The 22,780-nt window shown below is 55.1% G+C and carries 18 protein-coding genes; 12 read left to right on the top strand and 6 right to left on the bottom strand.

Annotated elements, in window-relative coordinates:
• Positions 1-40: 40 nt before the first annotated feature.
• On the bottom strand, positions 41-4,306 hold the full coding sequence (locus HY272_10170) for a hypothetical protein (GenBank protein ID MBI3773048.1): 4,266 nt from the start codon (positions 4,304-4,306) through the stop codon (positions 41-43).
• 764 nt (positions 4,307-5,070) lie between these two features.
• Here HY272_10170 and HY272_10165 point away from each other — a divergent pair.
• The gene (locus HY272_10165; protein MBI3773047.1) at positions 5,071-6,471 is read left to right on the top strand and encodes a DegQ family serine endoprotease; all 1,401 of its coding nucleotides are present in this window, start codon (positions 5,071-5,073) and stop codon (positions 6,469-6,471) included.
• Positions 6,472-6,570: 99 nt separating this feature from the next.
• Here HY272_10165 and sat read toward each other — a convergent pair whose 3' ends face one another.
• Both sat and HY272_10155 read right to left on the bottom strand, forming a co-directional pair.
• The gene (gene sat / locus HY272_10160; GenBank protein ID MBI3773046.1) at positions 6,571-7,788 is read right to left on the bottom strand and encodes a sulfate adenylyltransferase; all 1,218 of its coding nucleotides are present in this window, start codon (positions 7,786-7,788) and stop codon (positions 6,571-6,573) included.
• Positions 7,789-7,946: 158 nt separating this feature from the next.
• The gene (locus HY272_10155) at positions 7,947-9,017 is read right to left on the bottom strand and encodes a hypothetical protein (protein ID MBI3773045.1); all 1,071 of its coding nucleotides are present in this window, start codon (positions 9,015-9,017) and stop codon (positions 7,947-7,949) included.
• 170 nt (positions 9,018-9,187) lie between these two features.
• Between HY272_10155 and HY272_10150 the strand changes: the two genes are divergently transcribed.
• The 10 genes from HY272_10150 to HY272_10105 all read left to right on the top strand — a co-directional run bounded on the left by HY272_10150 (position 9,188) and on the right by HY272_10105 (position 20,907).
• A complete protein-coding gene (locus HY272_10150; GenBank protein MBI3773044.1) occupies positions 9,188-10,879 on the top strand; it encodes a diguanylate cyclase in 1,692 nt (563 codons plus the stop codon).
• A gap of 40 nt (positions 10,880-10,919) precedes the next feature.
• A complete protein-coding gene (gene hslV / locus HY272_10145) occupies positions 10,920-11,465 on the top strand; it encodes an ATP-dependent protease subunit HslV (GenBank protein MBI3773043.1) in 546 nt (181 codons plus the stop codon).
• Positions 11,466-11,488: 23 nt separating this feature from the next.
• Positions 11,489-12,820, top strand: coding sequence for an ATP-dependent protease ATPase subunit HslU (hslU, locus tag HY272_10140; protein ID MBI3773042.1), 1,332 nt, complete (start codon positions 11,489-11,491; stop codon positions 12,818-12,820).
• Between the two features lie 14 nt (positions 12,821-12,834).
• On the top strand, positions 12,835-13,221 hold the full coding sequence (locus HY272_10135; GenBank protein ID MBI3773041.1) for a DUF971 domain-containing protein: 387 nt from the start codon (positions 12,835-12,837) through the stop codon (positions 13,219-13,221).
• Positions 13,218-13,970 (top strand): bifunctional demethylmenaquinone methyltransferase/2-methoxy-6-polyprenyl-1,4-benzoquinol methylase UbiE, encoded by a 753-nt coding sequence (gene ubiE, locus HY272_10130; GenBank protein ID MBI3773040.1) that lies wholly within the window; start codon positions 13,218-13,220, stop codon positions 13,968-13,970. The genes HY272_10135 and ubiE overlap by 4 nt, the downstream gene beginning before the upstream one ends.
• 13 nt (positions 13,971-13,983) lie before the next feature.
• Entirely contained in the window at positions 13,984-14,613 is a 630-nt protein-coding gene (locus tag HY272_10125) for an SCP2 sterol-binding domain-containing protein (protein MBI3773039.1), read from the top strand.
• Positions 14,610-16,271 (top strand): ubiquinone biosynthesis regulatory protein kinase UbiB, encoded by a 1,662-nt coding sequence (ubiB, locus tag HY272_10120; GenBank protein MBI3773038.1) that lies wholly within the window; start codon positions 14,610-14,612, stop codon positions 16,269-16,271. Before HY272_10125 ends, ubiB begins: the two co-directional genes overlap by 4 nt.
• Positions 16,272-16,585: 314 nt before the next feature.
• Positions 16,586-17,323 (top strand): ABC transporter ATP-binding protein, encoded by a 738-nt coding sequence (locus HY272_10115; GenBank protein MBI3773037.1) that lies wholly within the window; start codon positions 16,586-16,588, stop codon positions 17,321-17,323.
• Positions 17,324-17,327: 4 nt separating this feature from the next.
• On the top strand, positions 17,328-19,691 hold the full coding sequence (locus tag HY272_10110) for an ABC transporter permease (protein ID MBI3773036.1): 2,364 nt from the start codon (positions 17,328-17,330) through the stop codon (positions 19,689-19,691).
• 4 nt (positions 19,692-19,695) lie between these two features.
• Complete coding sequence (locus HY272_10105; GenBank protein ID MBI3773035.1) at positions 19,696-20,907, top strand: efflux RND transporter periplasmic adaptor subunit; 1,212 nt, start codon at positions 19,696-19,698, stop codon at positions 20,905-20,907.
• A 47-nt stretch (positions 20,908-20,954) separates the two neighbouring features.
• Here the strand turns inward: HY272_10105 and HY272_10100 are convergent, their stop codons facing one another.
• Both HY272_10100 and HY272_10095 read right to left on the bottom strand, forming a co-directional pair.
• Complete coding sequence (locus HY272_10100) at positions 20,955-21,179, bottom strand: hypothetical protein (protein MBI3773034.1); 225 nt, start codon at positions 21,177-21,179, stop codon at positions 20,955-20,957.
• A 13-nt stretch (positions 21,180-21,192) separates the two neighbouring features.
• Entirely contained in the window at positions 21,193-21,456 is a 264-nt protein-coding gene (locus HY272_10095; GenBank protein MBI3773033.1) for a helix-turn-helix domain-containing protein, read from the bottom strand.
• A 77-nt stretch (positions 21,457-21,533) separates the two neighbouring features.
• On the opposite strand from HY272_10095, the gene HY272_10090 reads away from it, so the two are divergent.
• Entirely contained in the window at positions 21,534-21,899 is a 366-nt protein-coding gene (locus tag HY272_10090; protein ID MBI3773032.1) for a hypothetical protein, read from the top strand.
• 27 nt (positions 21,900-21,926) lie between these two features.
• Here the strand turns inward: HY272_10090 and HY272_10085 are convergent, their stop codons facing one another.
• The gene (locus HY272_10085) at positions 21,927-22,481 is read right to left on the bottom strand and encodes a DJ-1/PfpI family protein (GenBank protein MBI3773031.1); all 555 of its coding nucleotides are present in this window, start codon (positions 22,479-22,481) and stop codon (positions 21,927-21,929) included.
• Positions 22,482-22,780: the final 299 nt, after the last annotated feature.

Here is a 22,780-nt window from a genome sequence, read left to right as displayed (position 1 = left end):
TTCGGCGGGTTACGCGTTGACGCGCTAACCCACCCTACATTTAGAATTTGCCGTAATAGCCTTCCTTGAGGGCGTCGTAGAGATTGGCGGCGGAGTGGATTTCGCCGTCGTATTCGATCTCTTCATTGCCCTTGACCTCAATGGTCGCGCCGTCATCAAGCGTGAAGCGATAAAGAGTATTTTCCAGATCTTTATCTTTCACCAGCACGCCCTGGAACGCCTCGGGATTGAAGCGGAAGGTGGTGCAGCCTTTCAAGCCTTGTTCGTAGGCGTAGAGGTAAATGTCTTTGAAATCGTCATAGGCGAAGTCGGTCGGCACGTTGGCGGTTTTGGAGATCGAGGAATCGATCCATTTCTGCGCCGCGGCCTGAATATCAACGTGAGCCTTGGGTTTGATGTCGTCGGCAGTGATGAAATAGTCTGGCAGCTTCGCGTCCGCTTCTTCGCTGTAAGGCGAGGCTTTGGTGTTGACCAGTTCGCGGTAGGCTAACAATTCATAGGAGTAGACGTCGACCTTTTCCTTGGATTTTTTACCTTCACGAATCACGTTGCGCGAATATTGATGCGCGAATGAAGGCTCAATGCCGTTGCTGGCGTTGTTGGCCAGTGACAGCGAGATGGTGCCGGTCGGTGCAATCGAACTGTGATGGGTAAAGCGGGCGCCCACTTTTTCCAGTTCGTTGACCAGATCCGGATCGGCTTCGGCGATGCGTTGCATGTAATTGCTGTATTTGGCGTGCAACACCTTGCCCTTAACCTTGTCGCCGATCTTATAACCATCGCGCTTCATCTGTGGCTGTTTGCGCAGCATGTCGGCATCGACGGTGAACTCTTCGTCCATGATCGGTGCCGGGCCTTTTTCCTTGGCCAGATCCAGCGCCGTGCGCCAGCCTTGTACCGCCAGTTCGCGGGTGACGCGCTCGGTGAATTGCACCGATTCGCGATCGCCGTATTGCATGCGCAGCATGGTGACGGTGGAGCCGAGGCCGAGATAGCCCATGCCATGACGGCGCTTGCGCATGATTTCATTGCGCTGACCTTCGAGCGGCAGGCCGTTGATTTCAACAACGTTGTCCAGCATGCGGGTGAACACGGCAACCACTTCGCGGAATTCATCCCAATCGAAACGTGCCTTGTCGGTGAATGGATCGCGCGCGAACTTGGTCAGGTTGATCGAGCCAAGCAGACAGGAGCCGTAAGCCGGTAATGGCTGTTCGCCACAATTGTGGGCATGCAATCCATTCGCATCAAAGGTATTGATACCGGGGACTTGTACGTCATACACATCGACAACGCCGTCAGCGATAGTGCTTTCGACGCGAGCAACAAAACGTTCGCGATTCAGCAAACGCTTGTAACTGCCCAGCAATTGCTCCAGGCGCGAGGCTTTGCTGGTATCGGCAAAGCCAACCAGCTGCTGGAACTGGAGCAGGTTTTCGCCGCTGATGACGAGTTCGTGCTGTGGTTGCGTCTGATATTCCGCAGAGCCGCCTTTGCCATCGGGTAGGAGGCTGCCGCCCCCTGTGCGACGATTCTTATAGAGCTTGGAGGCAATGCCCAGGCGCAGCAACATGCGTTGCGCAGATTCAAGTCGCGGCAGATCGGATTGAGCCAGGCGCACGCTGACCCCTTTGGTTTGCGATCCTTGCACTGAGCCGTCGGTATCGAAGAAGCCTTTCAGGAAACCGCGGTAGCATTCGCTGGAGGCTTGTTCCAGGGCTGGAGTGATGCGCTTGTCGCCTGGCCGCATACCGACTTCTTCGGCGAGTTGTGTAAGCGCGCCCAGACTTAGACGGTATTCATTGCGCCCGCTGATTTCTTGCCAGCCGTTGAAATCGCTGCGATGCGGCAATGTTTGTGCAGCACGCAGTGCCTCAGCCATCACGGCCAGTGGGCCCTCACTCAATTGTTCACTAACACCGTTGGCCACAGCTGCCGGTTTCCATACGGACAAGACTGCTTTATCGGTTTTGAGCGTGCTATCACCCATGAGCAGACCGAGCAAATAACCCTGTTCATAGCTGTACTCACCAGTCCATGCAGTAGCAGCGCGGTGATCATTGAGTAATACATAGTCGCCGGGTTGAAGTTTTCCTGCTTCGCACCACTCCGTTTCAGTGGTGTGACGGCTAAATTCCATAACGCGGCGCACACGATGATCGGCGGTTAGGCGCAGTTGGTAACCTTCGTGGGTTTGCAGTTTTACTACCGGTTTGGTGGCGGTCTTAAAGAAGCCCTCGGCGCCGCTGGCATGCGATTGCCCATTCACCAATGCCACGAAAGGCTGGCCGATGAGATCGCTAACCTGTCGCGGACCCTGAGTGGTGTGTACCCAGGTATCGGCAGTTACGCAAGGATTCGTCGCGCGAATGGTTTCGCAGAACCAATTGTTGTTCATCTCGTTGACCTTGTCGATCAGGATGAAGCCGGGTTCGGCGTAATCATAAGTCGAAGACATGATCACGTCCCACAGGCGGCGGGCGCGAATCGTCTTGTAAATCTTGCAGGCGACCAGGCCTTCACTGTTGGTGACGTATTTTTCCTTGGTCGGCCAATCGCGCCATACCACTTTCTCGCCGTCGGTCAGGTCAATGCCGTCGAGTCCCACTTCTTTCTGGGTCAACGGGAAGCTCAGTGGCCATTGCGCGTCGTTCTTCACCGCCTCCATGAATTCCTGGGTGATCAACAGGCTGAGGTTGAACTGACGCAGGCGCCCGTCTTCACGTTTGGCGCGGATGAAGTCCATCACGTCCGGGTGGCTGACATCGAAGGTTGCCATTTGCGCGCCACGGCGGCCGCCAGCGCTGGACACGGTGAAACACATCTTGTCGTAGATATCCATGAACGACAGCGGGCCCGAGGTGTAAGCGCCGGCGCCGGCGACGAAGGCGCCTTTCGGGCGCAGGGTGGAGAATTCATAGCCGATGCCACAGTTGTGGATGACCATCAGACCGTTGTTGCCGGCCAGATAATTGTTGTGCCGTTCAACGGTGAAATCGTAGAACGTCTCGGGCAGATCCAGATTGCGGTTGATCGCTTCCACGGGGCGCAAGGTGCGGGTGAACAGGATTAATTCTTTTAATTGCGGGAAGCGCGCTTCCCAGCGGTCGAGCCATACGCGACTGATGACGGATGCTTCGTGATAACCGTGATAAAAGCCTAATGCTTGCCGTTCCTGATGATTGACTGTCGTTTGTAGTTCACGCAACGCATTGCGTAAGGTTTCGGGCATGATGTAACGGTCGTATTGGCCCGCCTGTGAGGCATGACACCGGATGCGGGATTTCTTGCCGCTGTCAGCCATGAATTCTGCGATCTTGGTGAGGAAAGCGGAATCGCTGATCTTTAGCATGGCGCCGCCGTTGTCGCGGATGATATGGCCCTGGTAGTCGTGGGCACGCGGTTTGCGCATGGTGATCGCGCCGTGTACGCCGAACAATCCCAATAATGCCTTTAGCTCTTCGGCGAAACGCGCATTTTGCATGGCGATCGTCACGCAGCCGCGTTCCTTGCTTACGGTGCCGTCGGTGTCGATCAGGCCGGCAAGGAAGGGCAGGAAATATTTTTCAGGGTGAGATGCGATCCAGCGCGGCACCCGCAGTGACGAGGATTTCTTGCCGGTCTGATGGTCGATCAGTTCGGCGGCGCGGCTGGCCTCGAAGCTGGACACGGTAAAGTCCCATACCGGCGTATTATTAGCGGTTGTAGCGGCGACAGTTTGGGCCTGGCTGCCGCAGAAGGCATGGAAAAATTCCGCGTAACGCTCCACCACTTCACGCTCGGCGGCGCGGATCTTGAATGTCAGCCGTTTGCCGAAGGCCTTGGCCTTTTCGGCCCATTGTTGGCGGGAGGATTTGTAGTTCATCGTTCTGGCATAAGCGCTGCCATCGCCGAGATGGGCGCCGGCGAACCATGCGCTCAAGGCATGGTCATGATCGGCGGTCCAATCAAAGGTGTGGTGGACCAGGGCATCGTCGGCGCGAACCCCATCGGCGCGCACGTAAACCAGTTTGCCATCGCGATGTACCAGTACCGGATGTTTGATTGAGGTCTTGAGCGATACGCCGTTGCTGACGATTTCGATATTTTCATCGTGCGCTACGTGTGTTGTCAGATGCCGTTCAATGCGGCGCATCTCGAAACGCTTGAGATCGCGATCATAGGCCAGAATCTGGTTGTGCTTCTCCGTCACGGCCTGTTCCGCCGGTACCAAGCCATGCTCGGTGTAAACCAGCGTACCGGGCGCGACGCAACCTGCCTTCAGTGTCAGACCGGCTTCATGGACCTTTTGCAGGATGTCATCCATCGAATCGGTGACGGTGCCGGAAACGGTGCAGTTGATGGTCGAGGTCGCGGGTTTATGTTCCAGTGCGCCGGCATTGGAAACGATGCGGCCCGCCGGGATCGCGCCACGGCGCAACGCCCACAGGAAACGCTCATGCCAGTAATCGCGTAGCTCCTGGGTGTTTTCTACCTCGGCCAGGGCGTGGGCGACGCGCTGATAGGTGCCGTCGATATCGGCATCGATGACGTCACCATTTTTGGCCTTGAGGCGGTATTTTTTATCCCATATATCAAAGGATGCGGCTTGATAGGTAATTTCGGTGGGTACAGCGGAAACTGCTTTCAGCTGGGCGCTCTTCATGCGACGACTACTCCCTCTGTCCATGTTAATGATGTGTGCTTCCAAAAGGTCCCTGGGTTCGGTTTACTACAGATCCCCCGTGAAAATCCAGGGACCACAATATATTGTGGTTGCTTATAAATCTAGGTTTTCGGGCCGGCATTGTCAACGACTTTTGTAAAAATAATTAATATCAGAGATTCAATAAGTTACATATAATACACAAGACATAAGGGGATTGCAAAAGCTCTGGATAGCCTGTGGATAAAAATGTATGAACACTACATATAGTGTTGGTCAGCTAACAAAAATAACCTGAGTTCAGTGGCTTGCGAGACCTGATTCAGGGATTGAGCTGTGGATGACTATTCTTTGACGGCTTTCGGCGCGGTTTGTTCCTATGGGAACCAACTGCCTGATTTTCAGACTAACTGGCATCGATTATGATGAGGTTCAAAATTAAAGTGAGGATTCAGGACGTGAGACAGCTATTGCGGTGCGGATGGGTGGCAGCGATGTTGGTGGCGGGAACGGCGACTGCAGTCGTGCCATTACAAGATGCCCAGGGGCAGCCCTTACCCACGTTGGCGCCGATGATTGAAAAAATTCGGCCCGCCGTCGTCAATATTGCCACTTCCAGCGAGGTAAGCATCCCGGATAATCCGCTGCTGCGCGATCCCGTCTTCCGCCGTTTTTTTGGAGTGCCGGACCAGCGGCCACAAACACGCCGCAACCAGAGTCTGGGGTCGGGCGTGATCGTCGATGCCGCCAATGGTTATGTGCTGACCAATAATCATGTCATCGACAAGGCGCAGCAGATCACGGTGACCCTGGCGGATGGCCGCGAGTTTGCCGCCACCCTGATCGGCGCCGATCCCGAAGCCGATGTCGCAGTGATCCAGATCCCGGCGGAAAAACTCAGTGCCCTGCCACTTTCCAATTCCGACACCCTGCGCGTCGGCGATTTCGTGGTCGCCATCGGTAATCCCTTTGGTCTGGGACAGACGGTGACCTCCGGTATTGTCTCGGCGTTGGGGCGTAGCGGTCTCGGCATCGAAGGCTACGAAGATTTTATCCAGACTGATGCCTCGATCAATCCGGGTAACTCCGGCGGTGCCTTGGTCAATCTGCGTGGCGAGCTGGTGGGGGTCAATACCGCTATCGTCGCGCCGGGTGGCGGTAACGTCGGCATTGGTTTTGCGATCCCGATCAACATGGCGCGCGAATTGATGAATCAGTTGATCGAATTCGGCGAGATTCGCCGTGGCCGACTGGGAATAGGGGCGCAGACCCTGACACCAGAGTTGGCTAAAGCGTTTAACATTGCGTGTTGCCAGGGAGTAGTGATTTCACGGGTGGAAGAAAGTTCTGCCGCTGACAAGGCGGGGTTGAAAGTCGGCGACGTTGTGGTGGCCTTCAATGATCGGCCGCTCAAAGATTCGGCGGATTTTCGTAATGCGCTCGGACTGGTACGTGCCGGCGCGGAAATTCAATTGCAGGTCATGCGCGAGGGTCAAAAGCGTAGCATCCGGGCCAAAATTGAGGCGCCAAAACAGGAGCGGTTTGAAGGCCGCGGATTAAACCGGCGTTTTGAGGGTGCGGTGTTTGGCAGTCTTACCGAAACCTCGCAGTTGAATAGTCAGGTCGGAGGTTTGCTGTTGCTTGAGGTTGCGACTGGCAGCCCCGCATGGCAAGCGGGGTTGCGGCAAAATGATTTGATTGTGACAGTGAATCGCCAGCGGGTGACCAGCCGCGAAGAAATGGAGCGGGCGCTGAAGCTTTCTGCCGAGGCAATCCTGCTCAATGTTCGGCGCGGTGATCAGGCGTTGTTTGTGTTGATTCAATAGGGGCTATTTACGGCAGGGGCGATTCATGAATCGCCCCTGTGCCGCAAGCCCCACCTGGCGTACCCCGTCCGCTTGCGGCGGGGTGATTTAATTTCGTTTTTATTTGGCTGAGTGGCCTGTGAGCTTTACTTCAACCCGCTCATGCGCCTCGAGACCGGCATAGTACTCGCGCAGGATCGCCAATACTTCGGGCCGTGAAAATTCGGCCGGTACCGGTTGGTCTTCGGATAACGCTTTACGCAGCTTGGTGCCGGAGAGTAACAAACGATCTTCCGGTTTGTGCGGGCAGGTGCGGCTTGATGCCATGCCGCCGCACTTGTAGCAATGGAAGGTCCAGTCGATTTTCAGCGGTTTGGTTTCCAGCGCATCGGCCGGAATTTCGTCGAAAATGTGTTGCGCATCGAACGGGCCATAGTATTCGCCGACACCGGCGTGGTCGCGGCCGACGATCAGATGCGAGCAGCCGTAGTTCTGCCGGAATAATGCATGCAACAACGCTTCGCGCGGACCGGCATAACGCATGTCGAGCGGATATCCGGATTGGACGACGGTATCTTTGACGAAATAATTTTCGACCAGGGCATTGATCGCCTTGACGCGCACGTCGGAGGGGATATCCCCCGCCTTCAATTTGCCGAGCAGCGAGTGAATCATCACGCCGTCGCAGATCTCGATGGCGATTTTGACCAGATATTCGTGTGACCGATGCAGCGGGTTACGAGTCTGGAAGGCAACAACGCTGTTCCAGCCTTTTTCTTCAAACAGTTTGCGTGTTTCGGCGGGCGTCATGTAGACATCGGCGAAGTCGATGGGGAACCGCCCTTGTGATAATACCTTCACCGGACCCGCAAGATTCACCTCGCCCTGATTCATCACCATTTGCACGCCGGGATGTTCGTTGTCAGTGGTTTTGAACACCATTGCGCATTCGTGTGCCTTGTCGATGCTGTATTTTTCGGTCACCGTCATGGTGGCTATGATTTCGCCGGTTTCGCTGTCCACTAGTGCAACATCGCTGCCGGTCTTGATGCCGTCGGCAGTGGTTTTGCCGGTAGAAAGCGTGATCGGGATCGGCCAGAACAGGCCATTGGCCATTTTCATGCCGTCGCAAACGCCTTCCCAGTCGGCGCGGGTCATGAAGCCGTTCAGCGGCGTGAAGCCGCCGATGCCGAGCATGATCAGGTCGCCCACTTCGCGCGAGCTGATGTGGATCTGGGGCAAGGTTGCGGCGCGCTTTTTCTCGTTGGCCAGGGCCTGGCCAGTGAGCAACAAAGGTTTCAGGTCCCCGCCACCGTGGGGTTTGACTAATTTCGACATGAAAAGGGACTCCTAAGTGAACAGTCTTGATTTACAGGCACGTATTATACCCCGGTTGGGGCTGAGGCTGAAAATTGCCTTTAATCGGGAATCTTAACTGGGGTCGCCAATGTAGGGGCACGGCACGCCGTGCCCCGCGCGATTTACGTTTTTAACGTTTACACGACCAGATTTAGTTGTTGCACGCTGCCTGCGCCGCCGTGTTCATAGAGAAACATCCCGGAGCTGGCGACTTGGCCGAGCAGGGTGTTATTGGCGGTGGTGAGGTTGAAGGGACTGCGGATATTGCCCAGATAAACAGCCCCCACGCCGCGTTGGCCGAGGGCGATCAGGCTGTCTTTGCCTGAGGCATCACGGTTCCAGATGCGCAGGTGCTGATAAATGCTGTCGTTTTCATCAATCCAGTGGTTGCCGTCTTCGTCATAGGTGGCCAGGTCGGCAAAGCCATTGCCGGATTGGGCGCCAAAGAGTTCGCTGCCATTGTTGATGGCGCCGTCGCCATTTTTATCCAGCGCCAGATAACCGCTGTTGGGGGTCAGGATGGCGACTTGTTCGTCGCGGCCGTCGGTATCAAGATCGAAGCGAAATGTGTGTTCGGTCAGTTCAGCAGCGTTGCCATTGAAATTCAGTACCAGTGGGTCCTTTAGTTTGCGCGTGGCATCACCGGCGCGGAGATTGATGTTTTGTTCTTCAACAAAACGACGGCTGAGATTAAGTTCGAGTGCGATGCCGATTTCCTTGCCGTCGGCGGTTTTGACTATGCCGTCAGCTTGAAACCGCATCTGCTCTTCTTCGGTGTGCGCATGATAATAATCATATTCCACGCCCCAACCCTGACGCGGCGGCTGTGCATGTTTTGGGTCTTGAATTTCAGGTGTAGGCGCGTCTTTGGGGTCCTGTAATTCGCTAGGGTCGAATAATTTGATACGTTTGCCGGTGACATGCTCGACAAAGGTAATCAGGGCTTGCAATTTGGTATCGGCAACGGGGTCGTGATGCGCATCTTCGGTGTCGAGTTCACTTTGCTGTTTTACCGGCTGGATGGACTGTGCCTGGGCGGACAAGGTAACCTGATCGTTGGCGCTGGTTATGCGTGTGGCTGTGGGCGCTGGTTGGTTCGGGGTGTTGCCAGGGCGATCAATCCAGGCGCGCAAATGTTCGCGCTCGATCTCGGTTTCCTGGGTCTGATGCTGGTTATGGAGTTGAATACTGCTGCTGACAATTTTCATGGCCGACACCGTATTTCAAAGTTGAAATCGCCTGCCGTGGCCACGATAAACCCTTAAATATATAAACGGCATAAATCAGAGATTCTTGAGGGGTAATGGCGATCTGGCCTTAGGTCGATATCCAAACCAGGTCTAGTATCGTAATTTATCGTTTTTAGAGAGGATTTCCCTTGCCAACGGAAGGTGAATTTCAGGCCCAGCTGGCGCTGTTGCGGCGCAATTTTGTCGAGCAGTTGCCGAAGCGTCTGGCCGAACTGCAAGACATGCTCCAGCGCTGGTTGAACAGCGAGAAAACAACGGATTTAGCGACGGCCCACCGCTTGGCGCACAATTTTACCGGCTCCGGGGCGACCTATGGCCTTCCCAACCTGAGTCAGGTGGCGCGGGAGTTGGAGCAGGCACTCAAGGCGCACGTCCTGACAAATATGCCCCCGACGCATGCCGATATCAATTTGTTGCGGCAACAACTGGCTGCCGTGGCGCAAGAGATTGCGCGGGCGCAGTCGATGCAGTCCGATTCGGCGGCCGCTGAGAGTAAGCCTGTAACTCTAAAAGAATTGACAGGTAAGACACCGAATCGTCTGCTCTATCTTCTCGATGATGATGACGAGTTGCGCGAACCTCTGATCCTCCAAATCGAACACTTTGGCTACACGGTAAAAGGCTTTGCTTCGACGCAAGCCCTGCGCGCAGCGGTGCAGGAGCAACTGCCCGCGCTCATCATTGCCAATGTTATGTTGCCGGAAGGTGAAGTGGCAGGTATTACATTGGTGTTGGATTTGCAGAAAATAATGCCCGATCTGCCGCCGGTGATTTTTATCTCATCGAGTGCCGAGTTCAAGACGCGTTTGTCTGCGGTACGTGCGGGAGGTCAGGCGTATTTCACCAAGCCATTGCGGATAGAAGCGGTGGTGGATGCCATTGATGCGCTGATGTCGCCGCGCAAGATTGAAGACCCGTTCCGGGTGTTGGTGGTTGATGATGTCCCTGAGCAGGCGCAATATCATGCGTTGTTGTTGCGGCGGGTCGGAATGAAAACGCGGGTGGTCAGTGATTCGATGGCGGTGATGGATGCGCTGACCGATTTTTCCCCCGAGCTGATCTTGATGGATATGCACATGCCCGATTGCAGTGGCATGGAGTTGACTAAAGTGATCCGGCAGCAACCGGGCTATATGGGCGTGCCGATTGTGTTTTTATCGGCAGAGACGGATCGTGATCTGCAATTGGAGGCGATGCGGCTTGGTGGCGATGATTTTCTTACCAAGTCGATTACCGATGAAGATATGATGACGGTGGTGTCAATACGTGCCGCGCGCTACCGCATGATCCGTGCCTTGATGGTGCGCGACAGTCTTACTGGCTTGTTGAATCACAGTACCTTGATGGAGCGTCTGCGCAGTGAAATGGGCCGAAGTATACGCCACGGACATCCCCTTAGTTTTGCCATGATCGATATCGATCATTTTAAAAATGTGAATGATACCTATGGTCACGCCATGGGTGATCGAGTGATTAAAAGCCTGGCGCGGTTGCTGCAAGAGCGATTACGGTCAGTCGATATTGTTGGCCGTTATGGGGGCGAGGAAATTGCGGTTATCATGCCCGATACGCCGGTTGAGTCGGCGGTTAAGGTTATGGATCAATTACGCCAGTGCTTTGCCGCCATCGAGCATCATACTCAAGACCAAGCGTTTTTCTCGACCTTTAGTTGCGGTGTTGCCGCACTGCCGCCGGTGATCGGTCTGTCGGTGTTGGTCGATCAAGCCGATCAGCGCATGTATGTCGCCAAGCATGGGGGACGGAATCGGGTGGTCGGTCCCGAACAGGGGAATATCCAGCAAGGGGTTGGTGTACAATAACCCGCTTTCTCTTTTTAGTTTCCGGGTAAGGAGTTTTGGCATGGAGCAATTCCATGGGACCACGATCCTGGCGGTGCGCCGGGCGGGCAAGGTCGTGATTGGCGGCGATGGTCAGGTGTCGATGGGCAATACGGTGATGAAGGGTAATGCCCGCAAGGTGCGTCGCCTCTACGGTGATCGCGTGATCGCCGGATTCGCCGGAGGCACGGCCGACGCCTTCACGCTGTTTGAACGATTTGAAGGTAAGCTGGAAAAACATTCCGGTAATCTGGTGCGCTCGGCGGTCGAGCTGGCCAAAGATTGGCGCACGGATCGCATGCTGCGGCGTCTGGAGGCATTGCTGGCGGTGGCGGATGCCAGTGCCTCATTGATCATCACCGGTAATGGCGACGTCATCGAACCGGAACATGACTTCATGGCCATTGGTTCCGGCGGCCCTTATGCCCAGGCGGCGGCGCAAGCGCTGATGCAAAATACCGAACTGGACGCGCGCACGATTGTTGAGCGTAGTCTGGCGATTGCGGCCGATATTTGCGTTTATACCAACCACAATATCGTTATCGAAGAATTGGCGACCAAGGGTTAGGTCGCAACGAAAGGTTTTGAATTATGTCGGCAATGACTCCAAGAGAAATTGTTCAGGAACTGGATAAACACATCGTAGGCCAAAGCGCAGCCAAGCGCGCGGTGGCTATCGCCTTGCGTAATCGCTGGCGCCGGTCACAGGTGGAAGGCAGTTTGCGCAACGAGATTACGCCCAAGAATATTCTGATGATCGGTCCTACCGGTGTCGGTAAAACCGAGATCGCGCGTCGCCTGGCTAAATTGGCCAATGCGCCATTTATTAAAGTCGAGGCGACCAAGTTTACCGAAGTCGGTTATGTCGGTCGTGATGTCGAATCGATCATTCGCGATCTGGTCGATGTGTCCATCAAAATGCGGCGCGAGTCGGCCAAGAAAGATGTGCAATATCGCGCCGAAGAGGCGGCTGAAGAGCGAATCCTCGATATTTTACTGCCGCCGGCGCGTGGTGTGGGTTTCGCCAATGAACCTGAAGAGCGTTCATCGTCGACGCGGCAGATGTTTCGCAAGAAATTGCGCGAGGGCGAACTTGACGGCAAGGTCATCGAAATTGAATTGAGTACACCCGTGGCCGGCGTGGAGATCATGGCGCCGCCCGGCATGGAAGATATGAGCTCGCAGTTGCAAAGCCTGTTTCAGAATTTAGGTAGCGGCCGCATGCAGCGTCGCAAGCTGCCGGTAAATGAGGCATATAAACTACTGGTGGATGAAGAAGCCGCTAAGCTGGTGAACGAAGAAGAAATCAAGGCCAAGGCACTGCAAAATGTCGAGCAGAACGGCATAGTCTTTATCGACGAGATCGACAAAATCGCCAAGCGCGGTGAGTTCAGCGGCGCAGATGTGTCGCGTGAGGGTGTGCAGCGTGATTTGTTGCCGCTGGTGGAAGGCTGCACCGTGACTACCAAGCATGGCATCGTCCGTACGGATCACATCCTGTTTATCGCCTCGGGGGCGTTTCATTTGTCCAAGCCTTCCGATCTGGTGCCGGAGTTGCAAGGCCGGTTGCCGATTCGTGTGGAGCTGGAAGCATTGACCGTTGACGATTTTGTCCGAATCCTTACCGAACCCGACGCATCACTGACCGAGCAATATGCTGCCTTGTTGGCCACGGAAGGTGTCAAGATTGAGTTTGCCGCCGACGGCATTGCCCGCTTGGCGGAAGTGGCTTGGCAGGTCAACGAGCGCACCGAAAACATCGGCGCACGTCGTTTGCATACAGTGTTGGAACGGCTGCTGGAAACGATTTCGTTTGAGGCGCCCGATCGTTCGGGAACCACGCTTGTTATCGATGCCGCGTATGTGGATAAATATCTCAGCGAATTGGCAAGCGATGACGATTTGAGTCGCTACATTCTCTAGCTCAGGAAACGATAATGGCGCCACGTCCTACCGATATTTGTCTGCACCAGAAATCGCATGTGCTGGAAGTCGTTTTTGATGATGGCAATATCTATAAATTGCCTTGCGAATATCTGCGTGTTTTTTCGCCTTCGGCCGAGGTGCGTGGTCATGGTGCTGGGCAAGAGGTGTTGCAGGTCGGCAAGGAAGCCGTCAATATCATTGCAATAGAGCCGGTGGGTAATTACGCGGTCAAAATTTATTTTGATGATGGCCACAACTCCGGGCTCTACTCCTGGGATACGCTGTATAACCTGGGTAAACATCAGCAGGAGTTGTGGCAGGAATATCTGAATCGGCTGCGTGAGGCAGGGCATGATCATTCCGCGTTTCATCAACCGCATGACAAGGAACGGATATGAGCGAGCAGCATAAAACGACGCACTTCGGTTTTGAGCAGGTGCCGCTGGAAGAAAAGGTACAGCGGGTGCGAGCGGTGTTCGACTCCGTCGCCGACAAATATGATGTCATGAACGACGTCATGTCGCTGGGTGTTCATCGTTTGTGGAAGCGCTTCGCTATCGAAATGACCGGTTTGCGTCCTGGTCAGCATGCGCTGGATCTGGCTTCTGGTACCGGTGATCTGGCCTTGCAGTTGGCGGAGCGAGTCGGCGCACGCGGGCTGGTGGTGGCTTCTGATATCAATGCGGCAATGTTAGGTCGTGGCCGGGCGCGATTGGTGAATAAAGGCGTGGTTGGTAATGTTGAATACACGTTGGCCAATGCCGAGTCGTTGCCGTTTGCCGATGATAATTTCGATTGCGTGACCATTGCCTTTGGGTTGCGCAACGTAACCGACAAGGATGCCGCACTGCGTTCGATTTATCGCGTGCTCAAGCCGGGCGGCCGCTTGCTGGTGCTGGAATTTTCCAAACCCGTAGCGCCGGGCTTGGCGCCCATCTATGATGCCTATTCATTCAAGCTGTTGCCTTTGATGGGGAAGCTTATTGCGGACGATGAAGCGAGTTATCGTTATCTCGCCGAATCCATTCGCATGCATCCAGGGCAGCAGGAATTAAAAACGATGATGGAAAAGGCGGGGTTTGAAAAATGCGAATTTTTCAATCTCAGCGGCGGCATCGTTGCCCTGCATCGTGGTTACAAATTCTAATAAGGAACTGAAAGTGTTGCCCCTGTTTGCTGCAGCAGTGCTTGAAAAGGCCCTTGATCAATGTTTGCGGCTGGATGCCGAGTCGTTGCGCAAAGTGACGATGCTGGAAGGGAAGGTCATCGCCGTTGTCATTTCCGGTCTTGAAATTCAATTTTATCTGGTGCCGACGGCCAATGGCTTGCGTGTACAGTCCGTGTTTGAAGGTGTGCCGGATGTCACCTTGCGTGGCGGGCCGGTGAGTCTATTGCGGTTGAGTACCAGCAAGCATCCTTCGTCACTGTTTGGTGATGGCGTGAGTATTGAAGGTGATGTTGATCTTGGTCGGCGCGTGCAATCCATCCTCGATGGTCTCGATCTGGATTGGGAAGAGCAATTGTCGAAACTGACGGGCGATGTGATTGCCCATCAGGTCGGCAATCTGTTTCGTGGCGCGCAGCGTTGGCATAAGCAGGCGGTCGATACCGTTGAACGCGATGTCGCTGAATATTTCCAGCACGAAAGCCGTGATTTGGTCGCGCCCTTGGAAATGAAAGAGTTTCTTGAGCAGGTCGATGCCCTGCGTCTGGACAGTGATCGTCTTGAGCAGCGGGTAAAACGGCTGCGCGAATTTGTCGCTCAGCATAGTGGGAAGATGGGGGTATGATCCGTCCCGGTCAGTTTTTACGATTGCTGTATATCAACTGGGTGCTAGTCAAGCACGGGCTTGATGAGATTGTCTTTGCCACCCATTTATTTCGCCCGTTTCGTTTTCTGCTTTACGTCTGGCCGCCGCACTGGTTCCGTCGCCCCGAAGACTCGCGTGCAGTGCGCATTCGGCGAGCATTGGAAGATCTCGGGCCGCTGTTTGTTAAGTTCGGCCAGATCTTATCCACGCGTCGCGATTTGTTGCCCGATGATATTGCTGACGAATTGGCGCGTCTTCAGGACCGTGTTTCGCCGTTTGCAGGCAGTCTGGCACGTGAGATTATAGAGAAGGCCTATCGCAAGCCGTTAACCGATGTTTTTTCAGCGTTTGATGAGCAGCCATTGGCCTCGGCCTCGATTGCCCAGGTGCATACGGCAACCTTGCTCGATGGCAAGCGGGTCGTGGTCAAGGTGGTGCGTCCCGGGATCAAGAAGATCATTCAGCGTGATGTCGGATTGCTGTATATCATCGCCGATCTGGCGACGCGGTACTGGAAAGATGCGCGCCGTTTGCGGCCGCATGCCGTCGTTGCCGAGTACGAAAAGACTATTCTCGACGAACTCGATCTGATGCGCGAAACCGCCAATGCCTCACAATTGCGGCGTAATTTTCAGGATTCGCCCATGCTCTACATTCCGGATGTCTATTGGCCTCATTGTCGCCGCAATGTCATGGTGATGGAGCGCATCGAAGGAATTCCAATTGGCAATGTGGAAGAACTGAAGCGGCGCGGTGTCGACCTCAAGCACCTGGCCGAGCGTGGCGTGGAGATATTTTTCACCCAGGTGTTCCGCCATAATTTTTTCCATGCCGACATGCATCCGGGCAATATATTCGCTTCACCCGAGGGGAAGTATCTGGCGGTGGATTTTGGGATTGTGGGCACTTTAAACCCGCGTGACCAGCGTTATCTGGCGGAAAACTTTCTCGCATTTTTTAATCGCGATTATCGCCGCGTGGCGGAGCTGCATGTCGAGTCCGGTTGGGTGCCTGCCGGGACGCGCGTCGATGAATTTGAATCGGCGATCCGCACCGTCTGTGAGCCGATCTTCGAGCGACCATTAAAAGATATTTCGTTCGGCTTTCTCCTGTTGCGTCTGTTCCAGACTGCACGCCGGTTCAATATGGAAGTGCAACCGCAGCTGGTCTTGCTGCAAAAAACCTTGCTTAATGTCGAAGGTCTCGGCCGCCAACTTTATCCCGATCTCGATTTGTGGAAGACCGCTAAGCCGTTCCTTGAGCTATGGATGAGCGAGCAAGTAGGCGTCCGTGCCTTGTGGCGCAATCTCAAGACGAGTCTGCCGCAGTGGGCCGAACAGTTGCCGCAATTGCCAGGGCTGATTTTCGAGATCGCCCAACGTGCCGAACAGGGCAAGCTGGAACTAAAATGGAATTCAGAAGAGCTAATCAAATTGCGACGTGAACTTAAACAGGCACATCAACGCAACTTTGCCGCCATCATTGCCGCCGGTTTGATTGTCGCCGCAGCGGTAGTGCTGGGGCTCGATGGTTTTGCGCCCAAGATGCTGGGTGATGCACCGTTGCTTACCTGGTTGTTAGGGGGGCTTGCAGTGATGATTCTGATGTCCTACTGGCCTCCTGAGGATAGGGATTGATAATAAATCCGCAGAAGCGGCGCTAAACTTGTCAGAAGGCGGTTCGATATGTTTATTTGCAACGCCGCCGACCTGCTTCAATAAATTAATCAGAGGCTCCTTAGCGTACCTCTGACTGCAATTATCTCGTCCTCCACCTTTCTAAAATGAATGTTATCCATTCCTAGGTTGGTGGTAGCTATTATGACTGAGTTTCTCGTCACAACCTCTCTTGCCCGTCTATAATTAAATAAACGCGAAAAAAACTGAAAAATAGTCAACGCGTTCAGTGAATTATCTCTATATCGATAGATAAATAATATCGAACGGATGCAATGATGAATGAGGAACAGCAGGCTGCACCGCCAACACGCCCCGTTTTTGATGCGCGCGGACTCACCAAAGATTACCAGATGGGCGAAGTGCTGGTGAAAGCCCTGCGTGGTGTGGATTTGGCGTTGTATCCCGGTGAATTCGTGGTGTTGTTGGGACCCTCCGGCAGCGGCAAGTCGACGCTGCTCAATATCCTCGGCGGTCTGGATACGCCCAGCAGCGGCACGGTGCGTTATGGCGACCATGACCTCAGCGTTTACGACGATGCAGCGCTGACGCGTTATCGCCGCGAGCACGTCGGCTTCGTGTTTCAATTTTACAACCTCATCCCCAGTCTTACCGCGCGCGAAAATGTCGCACTGGTTACCGAGATTGCGGATAACCCAATGACGCCGGAAGGGGCGCTGGCCCTCGTCGGATTGTCTCAACGCATGGACCATTTTCCGGTGCAGATGTCGGGCGGTGAGCAACAACGCGTCGCCATTGCGCGCGCCGTAGCGAAACAACCGCAGGTATTATTGTGCGATGAGCCCACCGGCGCCCTGGATGCGCAGACTGGTGTGTTGGTGTTGGACGTGATCGCGCGGGTCAATCGCGAGCTCGGCACTACTACGGCGATCATCACTCACAACGCCGTGATCGCCGCTATGGCCGACCGGGTGGTGTATTTAAGCGATGGCCAGGTGTCGCGCATCGAACACAACACGCAAAAGAAAGCAGCGGCCGAGTTGCGTTGGTGAGACGATGCGCGCATTGAATCGCAAATTATGGCGCGACTTGTGGCAGATGCGGGGCCAAGCCCTGGCGATTGCCCTGGTGGTGATGAGCGGTGTCGGCACTTACATCATGTTTCTTACCACGCTCGATGCATTGCGCGGGTCACGCGACAGCTATTACCGTGAATATCGTTTCGCTGAGGTATTCGTCTCCTTGAAACGCGCGCCGGAAGTGTTGCGTCAGCGCATGCTCGATATTTCGGGTGTGGATCAAGTCGAGACGCGCGTCGTGGCCCAGGTACGCCTGGAGATGCCGGAGTTTAACGAGTCGGTGACCGCGCTGATGGTATCGCTGCCCGACAGCGGTCAACAGGGATTAAACGCGCTCTATCTGCGCGAGGGGCGTTTGCCGGCACCGAATACCAGCAATGAAGTGGTGGTGAGTTCGCCGTTCGCACAGGCACACAAGCTGAAACTCGGGGATCATTTTGACGCCATCATCAACGGCCGCCGTCAGACGTTGACCTTGGTCGGCACCGCTCTGTCACCGGAATTTGTGCAGCAACTGCGTCCAGGCTCGGTGTTTCCTGATTACAAGCGTTACGGCGTGATGTGGATGGGGCGTCGTGCCCTGGGGCAGGCCTATGACCTGGAATCCGCCTTCAACGATATGGCGTTGAGTCTGCGTCCCGGTGCCGATGAACAATCCGTGATCGATCACATCGACGAGCGACTCAAATCTTATGGCGGACTGGGTGCCTATGCACGTAAAGATCAACGCTCGCACCGTTTTCTGTCCGAAGAGTTTCAGCAGCTCGGTACGCTGGCCAGTTTATTTCCCGGCATGTTCATGGGGATCGCCGCGTTTCTGCTCAACGTCGTTATCGGTCGCATGGTGGCGATGCAGCGTGAACAGATCGCCACGCTTAAGGCCTTTGGCTACAGCAACTACGCAGTGTTGGGGCATTATCTCAATCTGGTGTCGGTGATTGTCGGCGCCGGTATCGTTACCGGTATTGCATTGGGTGTGTGGCTGGGGCAGAAACTTTCCGCGCTCTATATGGAGTTTTATCACTTCCCGTATTTGAAATTCAGTTTGCCGCCCGCAACAGTGATTGAGGCCACTGTAGCGAGTTTGCTGGCCGCCGCCGCAGGCACCGTGTTTGCTGTCTGGCACGCCGCCAGATTACGACCGGCGCAGGCGATGCGGCCGGAGCCGCCGCCGCGCTACCGCGAGACCTGGGTCGAAAAAATGGGGCTTAAACGTTGGTTATCGCAGCCGGCGCGCATGATCATTCGTCACATTCAGCGTCGGCCGCTGAAATCGCTGTTGACGACGTTGGGCATTGCGTTGGCCTGCGGCGTTATTCTTACTGGTCTGTTTCAGCGGGACACGGTGGGTTACATGGTACGTGTCCAATATGGCATGTCGCAACGCGAGGATCTCTCCGTCACCTTTACCGACCCGACGGCGTATCGCGCCCGCTTCGATTTGGCGAGCCTGACGGGTGTGCAACATGTCGAGGTGTTTCGTGCAGTACCGGTACGCCTGCGTCACGGTCACCGCAGTTATCGCACTGGGGTTCGTGGCGTAGAGCCGGACGGCGATATCCAGCGCCTGCTCGATGCGGAATTACATCCCGTCGCCTTGCCCGCGGACGGCATTATGCTCACCGATTATCTCGGCAAGCTGTTGGATGTTCATCCCGGCGACCGCCTGGTAGTCGAGGTTCTGGAAGGTAATCGACCAATACGCGAAACTACCGTCGTGGGGTTGGTGAAAGAGTACATGGGTGTTTCCGCGTACATGGATCTCGCCGCCTTGAATCGTTTCATGCGTGAAGGGCCGACGATCTCGGGCGCCTATCTCAGCGTGGACAGCGCGCGCCTGCAGCAACTGTTCACTCAACTCAAAGGCATGCCGCGCGTGGCTGGCGTTGCCGAACGGATGCAAGAGATCCGTAACTTCAATCGTGTGATGGAAGAAACGATGCTCTTCTTCACCTATGTTGCCACCTTCTTCGCTGTCATCATCGCCTTCGGCGTGGTCTATAATAGTGCCCGCATCGCCCTTACCGAGCGCAGTCGCGAACTGGCCAGTCTGCGCGTGCTGGGTTTAACCCGCGCCGAGATTTCTTACATACTCCTCGGTGAGTTGGGTATCTTGACGATCATCGCCATCCCGCTCGGTCTATGGTTAGGCAATTGGATGTGTTATTTCATCGCCCACAATATGCAAAATGATCTGTTTCGGGTGCCTGTCGTGCTGGCTCCGGCGACGTATGCCTTTGCCGTGACGGTGGTGCTGATCTCTGCCGCATTGTCAGGATTGATTGTGCGGCGGCGGCTGGATCAACTGGATCTTATCGCTGTACTCAAAACTGCGGAGTGAGGCTATGAACAATAGGGTGCTATGGCGTAGACATATATTGCTGGCGGTGATCGCAGTGCTGATCGGCATCGGACTGTTCTACGGTTTTCGCCCCCAGCCTGTCGCTGTCGATGTGGGTGTTGCGATACGCGGGCCGTTGCGTGTCACCATCGAGCAGGAGGGCAGAACTCGCGTGGTCGATCGTTACGTGATTGCGTCACCGGTGGCCGCTTATGCGCGGCGTATTGATCTCGACGTGGGCAGCACGGTACAGCAGGGCGCTAGCTTGGTGCGCCTCGAACCGCAGCGTGCCGAGGTCTTGGACCCACGCCGCCGTTCTGAGGCTGAAGCCATGGTTGCCGCCGCCCGCGCCACGGTCAGTGCCGCCGAGCAGAACGCCCACGCCGCGAGTGTGATTGCTGATCTGGCGCAAAAGGAATTGGCGCGGATACAAGCCCTGCGAGCACAGGGGCATCTCACCGCAGATGCTGAAGACCGTGCAGTGGCGGAAGCCGAGCGCAGTGCGTCGCAATTACGTTCCGCCCAATTCGCCGTCGATACCGCACGTTACGAAATGGAAGCCGCGAAAACTGCTTTGCGTTACGCTGCCGAACCGGCTGCGACTAATGCCAGGGAGCCAATCATCATTCGTGCCCCCGTGGCAGGACGCGTACTCAAGATTCCACGCAAGAGCGAGGGCGTAGTGGCGGCGGGGCAGGCACTGATGGAAATCGGCGACCCCAGCGCGTTGGAAGTCGAGGTCGATGTGCTGTCGGCGGATGCCGTGCGCCTCGGTCCTGGAACCAAAGTGGAGTTTGAGCGCTGGGGTGGCGACGGCGCACTGGAAGGTTCAGTGCGTTTGGTAGAGCCAGCCGGTTTCACCAAGGTATCGGCGCTGGGCGTGGAGGAGCAACGGGTGTGGGTCATCGTCAGCTTCACCTCACCCGCCACGCAGTGGCAGCCACTGGGCGACGGTTACCGCGTCGAAGCCAGCTTTGTCTTGTGGCAAGACAATAATGTCTTACAAGTACCGGCCAGTGCGTTATTCCGCGAGGGCGACGGCTGGGCGCTGTTCCAGGTGCAGCAAGACAAAGCAGTGAAACGCGTGGTACAAGTCGGTCAACGCAATGGCTTGAGCGCGCAAATTCTCTCCGGTGTTAATGAAGGTGATCGCGTTATCGTCCATCCCGACGATCAAGTGCGTGATGGTGTGCGTGTGGTGGCGCGGTCGCATTGATCACCGCTATGTTAGTCGTGGATTGGTCAAGGTTTAGTGGCGCAGGTTTATTCCGGGTTACAGGGTGTCGCTTCAAGTGCATTGTCGATGGTGGTAACGAGGCACTGGAGATCATGGATAACGAGAGAAAGGGCAAGTATTGTTTCACCCTGGGTTTTCAGTAGATATGGATTTTGAACCAATTGTTCGGTGAGCGCGAGCAAGGACTTGGCCTGGATCAGGACGTCCTTGTAACGACTTTCCGTCAGAGTGTCCGTGAGGTGATGTTCCATGGAGCGCTGCATGTTAGTCGAAGGTTGTCATTGATTCGGTATTCATCTTGTTGCGCCGGTGCTCTGGTATGCCGTCAGAGGGATGCGGGTATAGGGCGGGCGCGAGTTCATGCGGGGTAATTGACCAGTCTGTCATGTTGCAAAGTTTTAGGATGTGTTCAGCGGGTACGCCGCGCTTTTTCCACTGTGATACCGCCATGGCTGATTTGAGGCCGAGTCTTTGTGCCACGATGTTCTGTCCCCCGATGATTGCAATCGCTCTAGTCAATGCATCCATTCAAATAGAATAAACGAATAGTTTGTTACAGTCAAACAAATTGTTTGTTGCCGGTTGGCTGCAGCGGAGTAAACTTTATGTTTATGAAAGTTGACCCGCTGATTCTGAAAATTGAGCAAGCGCTTGAGCCTAGAGGGTGGAGCAAGAGCGACTTTTGTCAGCGGCTGGAAATTAGTACCCAGACCTATAATCATTGGCGTAGCCGCGGGGTTCCCAGCCGCCGCTTGGCGGATGTGGCCGCGCTGTTCGGATGGGATGCAGGGCAATTGCTCCGCGGCGAGGTGGGTGTCAGAGAAGAATCTGGTGACTACGATAGTCTGACACCCACTGCCAGGAATTTGGCCAAGCGCTGGCAAGCTCTGCCAAAGCAATGTCAGCGACCCGTGCTGGAACTGCTGGATTCTCTCGAGGCTCTGGCCAAGGTTAAGCCACGAAACAAGTAGGGGCGATTCATGAATCGCCCCTTGAACTTATTTAGGCCGTTGCAACGGTCCTTCCACATGATCCCGCAATGCCTTTCCGCCCAATAGCTCTATCAACGTTAACGCAAAATCCATCGCCGTACCCGGGCCGCGGGAGGTGACGACCTTGCCGTCGATGATCACTGGCGCGTCAATGAAGGTCATGCCATGCACTTTTATCTTGTCGAGTACGCCAGGAAAGCTGGTGGCCTTCTTGCCTTCAAGCAGGCCGGCACTGGCCAAAACTTTGGGGGCGGCGCAGATGGCCGCCGTATATTTGCTGGCCTTAGCCATGTCACGGAGCAGGGTTTGGATTCTTGGGTCACGTTCCAGGTTGTCGCTGCCGGGTTGTCCCCCGGGCAGGGCAACCATGTCGTACTGCTGTTTCAGCGCCTTATCCAGCGTCATGTCAGGCACGAGCACGGTTCCCCGGCTTCCTTTCACGGAACCTTCCTCTAGTCCTGCGCTGACCACAGTAAATTGGGCGCGGCGCAATAAGTCGATGATGGTGACGGCCTCGAGTTCTTCGCAGCCCTGGGCCAGGGGAATGAGCACGGATGGCATGTTGTTCTCCTTCTGCTAGGGATGTTGGTCTGCGGGTTGGTTTCGGATCATCATACGCGCAATTTGTCGTTTGGGCGTCTGCCACCCAACGTAGGGCGAAGCGGGAGGTATGCCCCTGAACAAGGTTAGATTAAATCTAAATTGCGTCAAGTCATTGTCGAAAACGTCAATAATATGACTTTATCGTCAAACAAATGGCGCTAATAGGCAAAAAAAAGGGCGTCATAAAGGCGCCCTGTAAGAAGGAGGGTAGGAAGAGATGACTACAGTGACTGACGAATCAGTCACGTAATTAATAT

The sequence above is a fragment of the Gammaproteobacteria bacterium genome, from assembly GCA_016200485.1.
Classification (GTDB): Bacteria; Pseudomonadota; Gammaproteobacteria; order Tenderiales; family Tenderiaceae; genus JACQEP01.
This window is presented reverse-complemented; position numbering and strand designations above follow the sequence as displayed.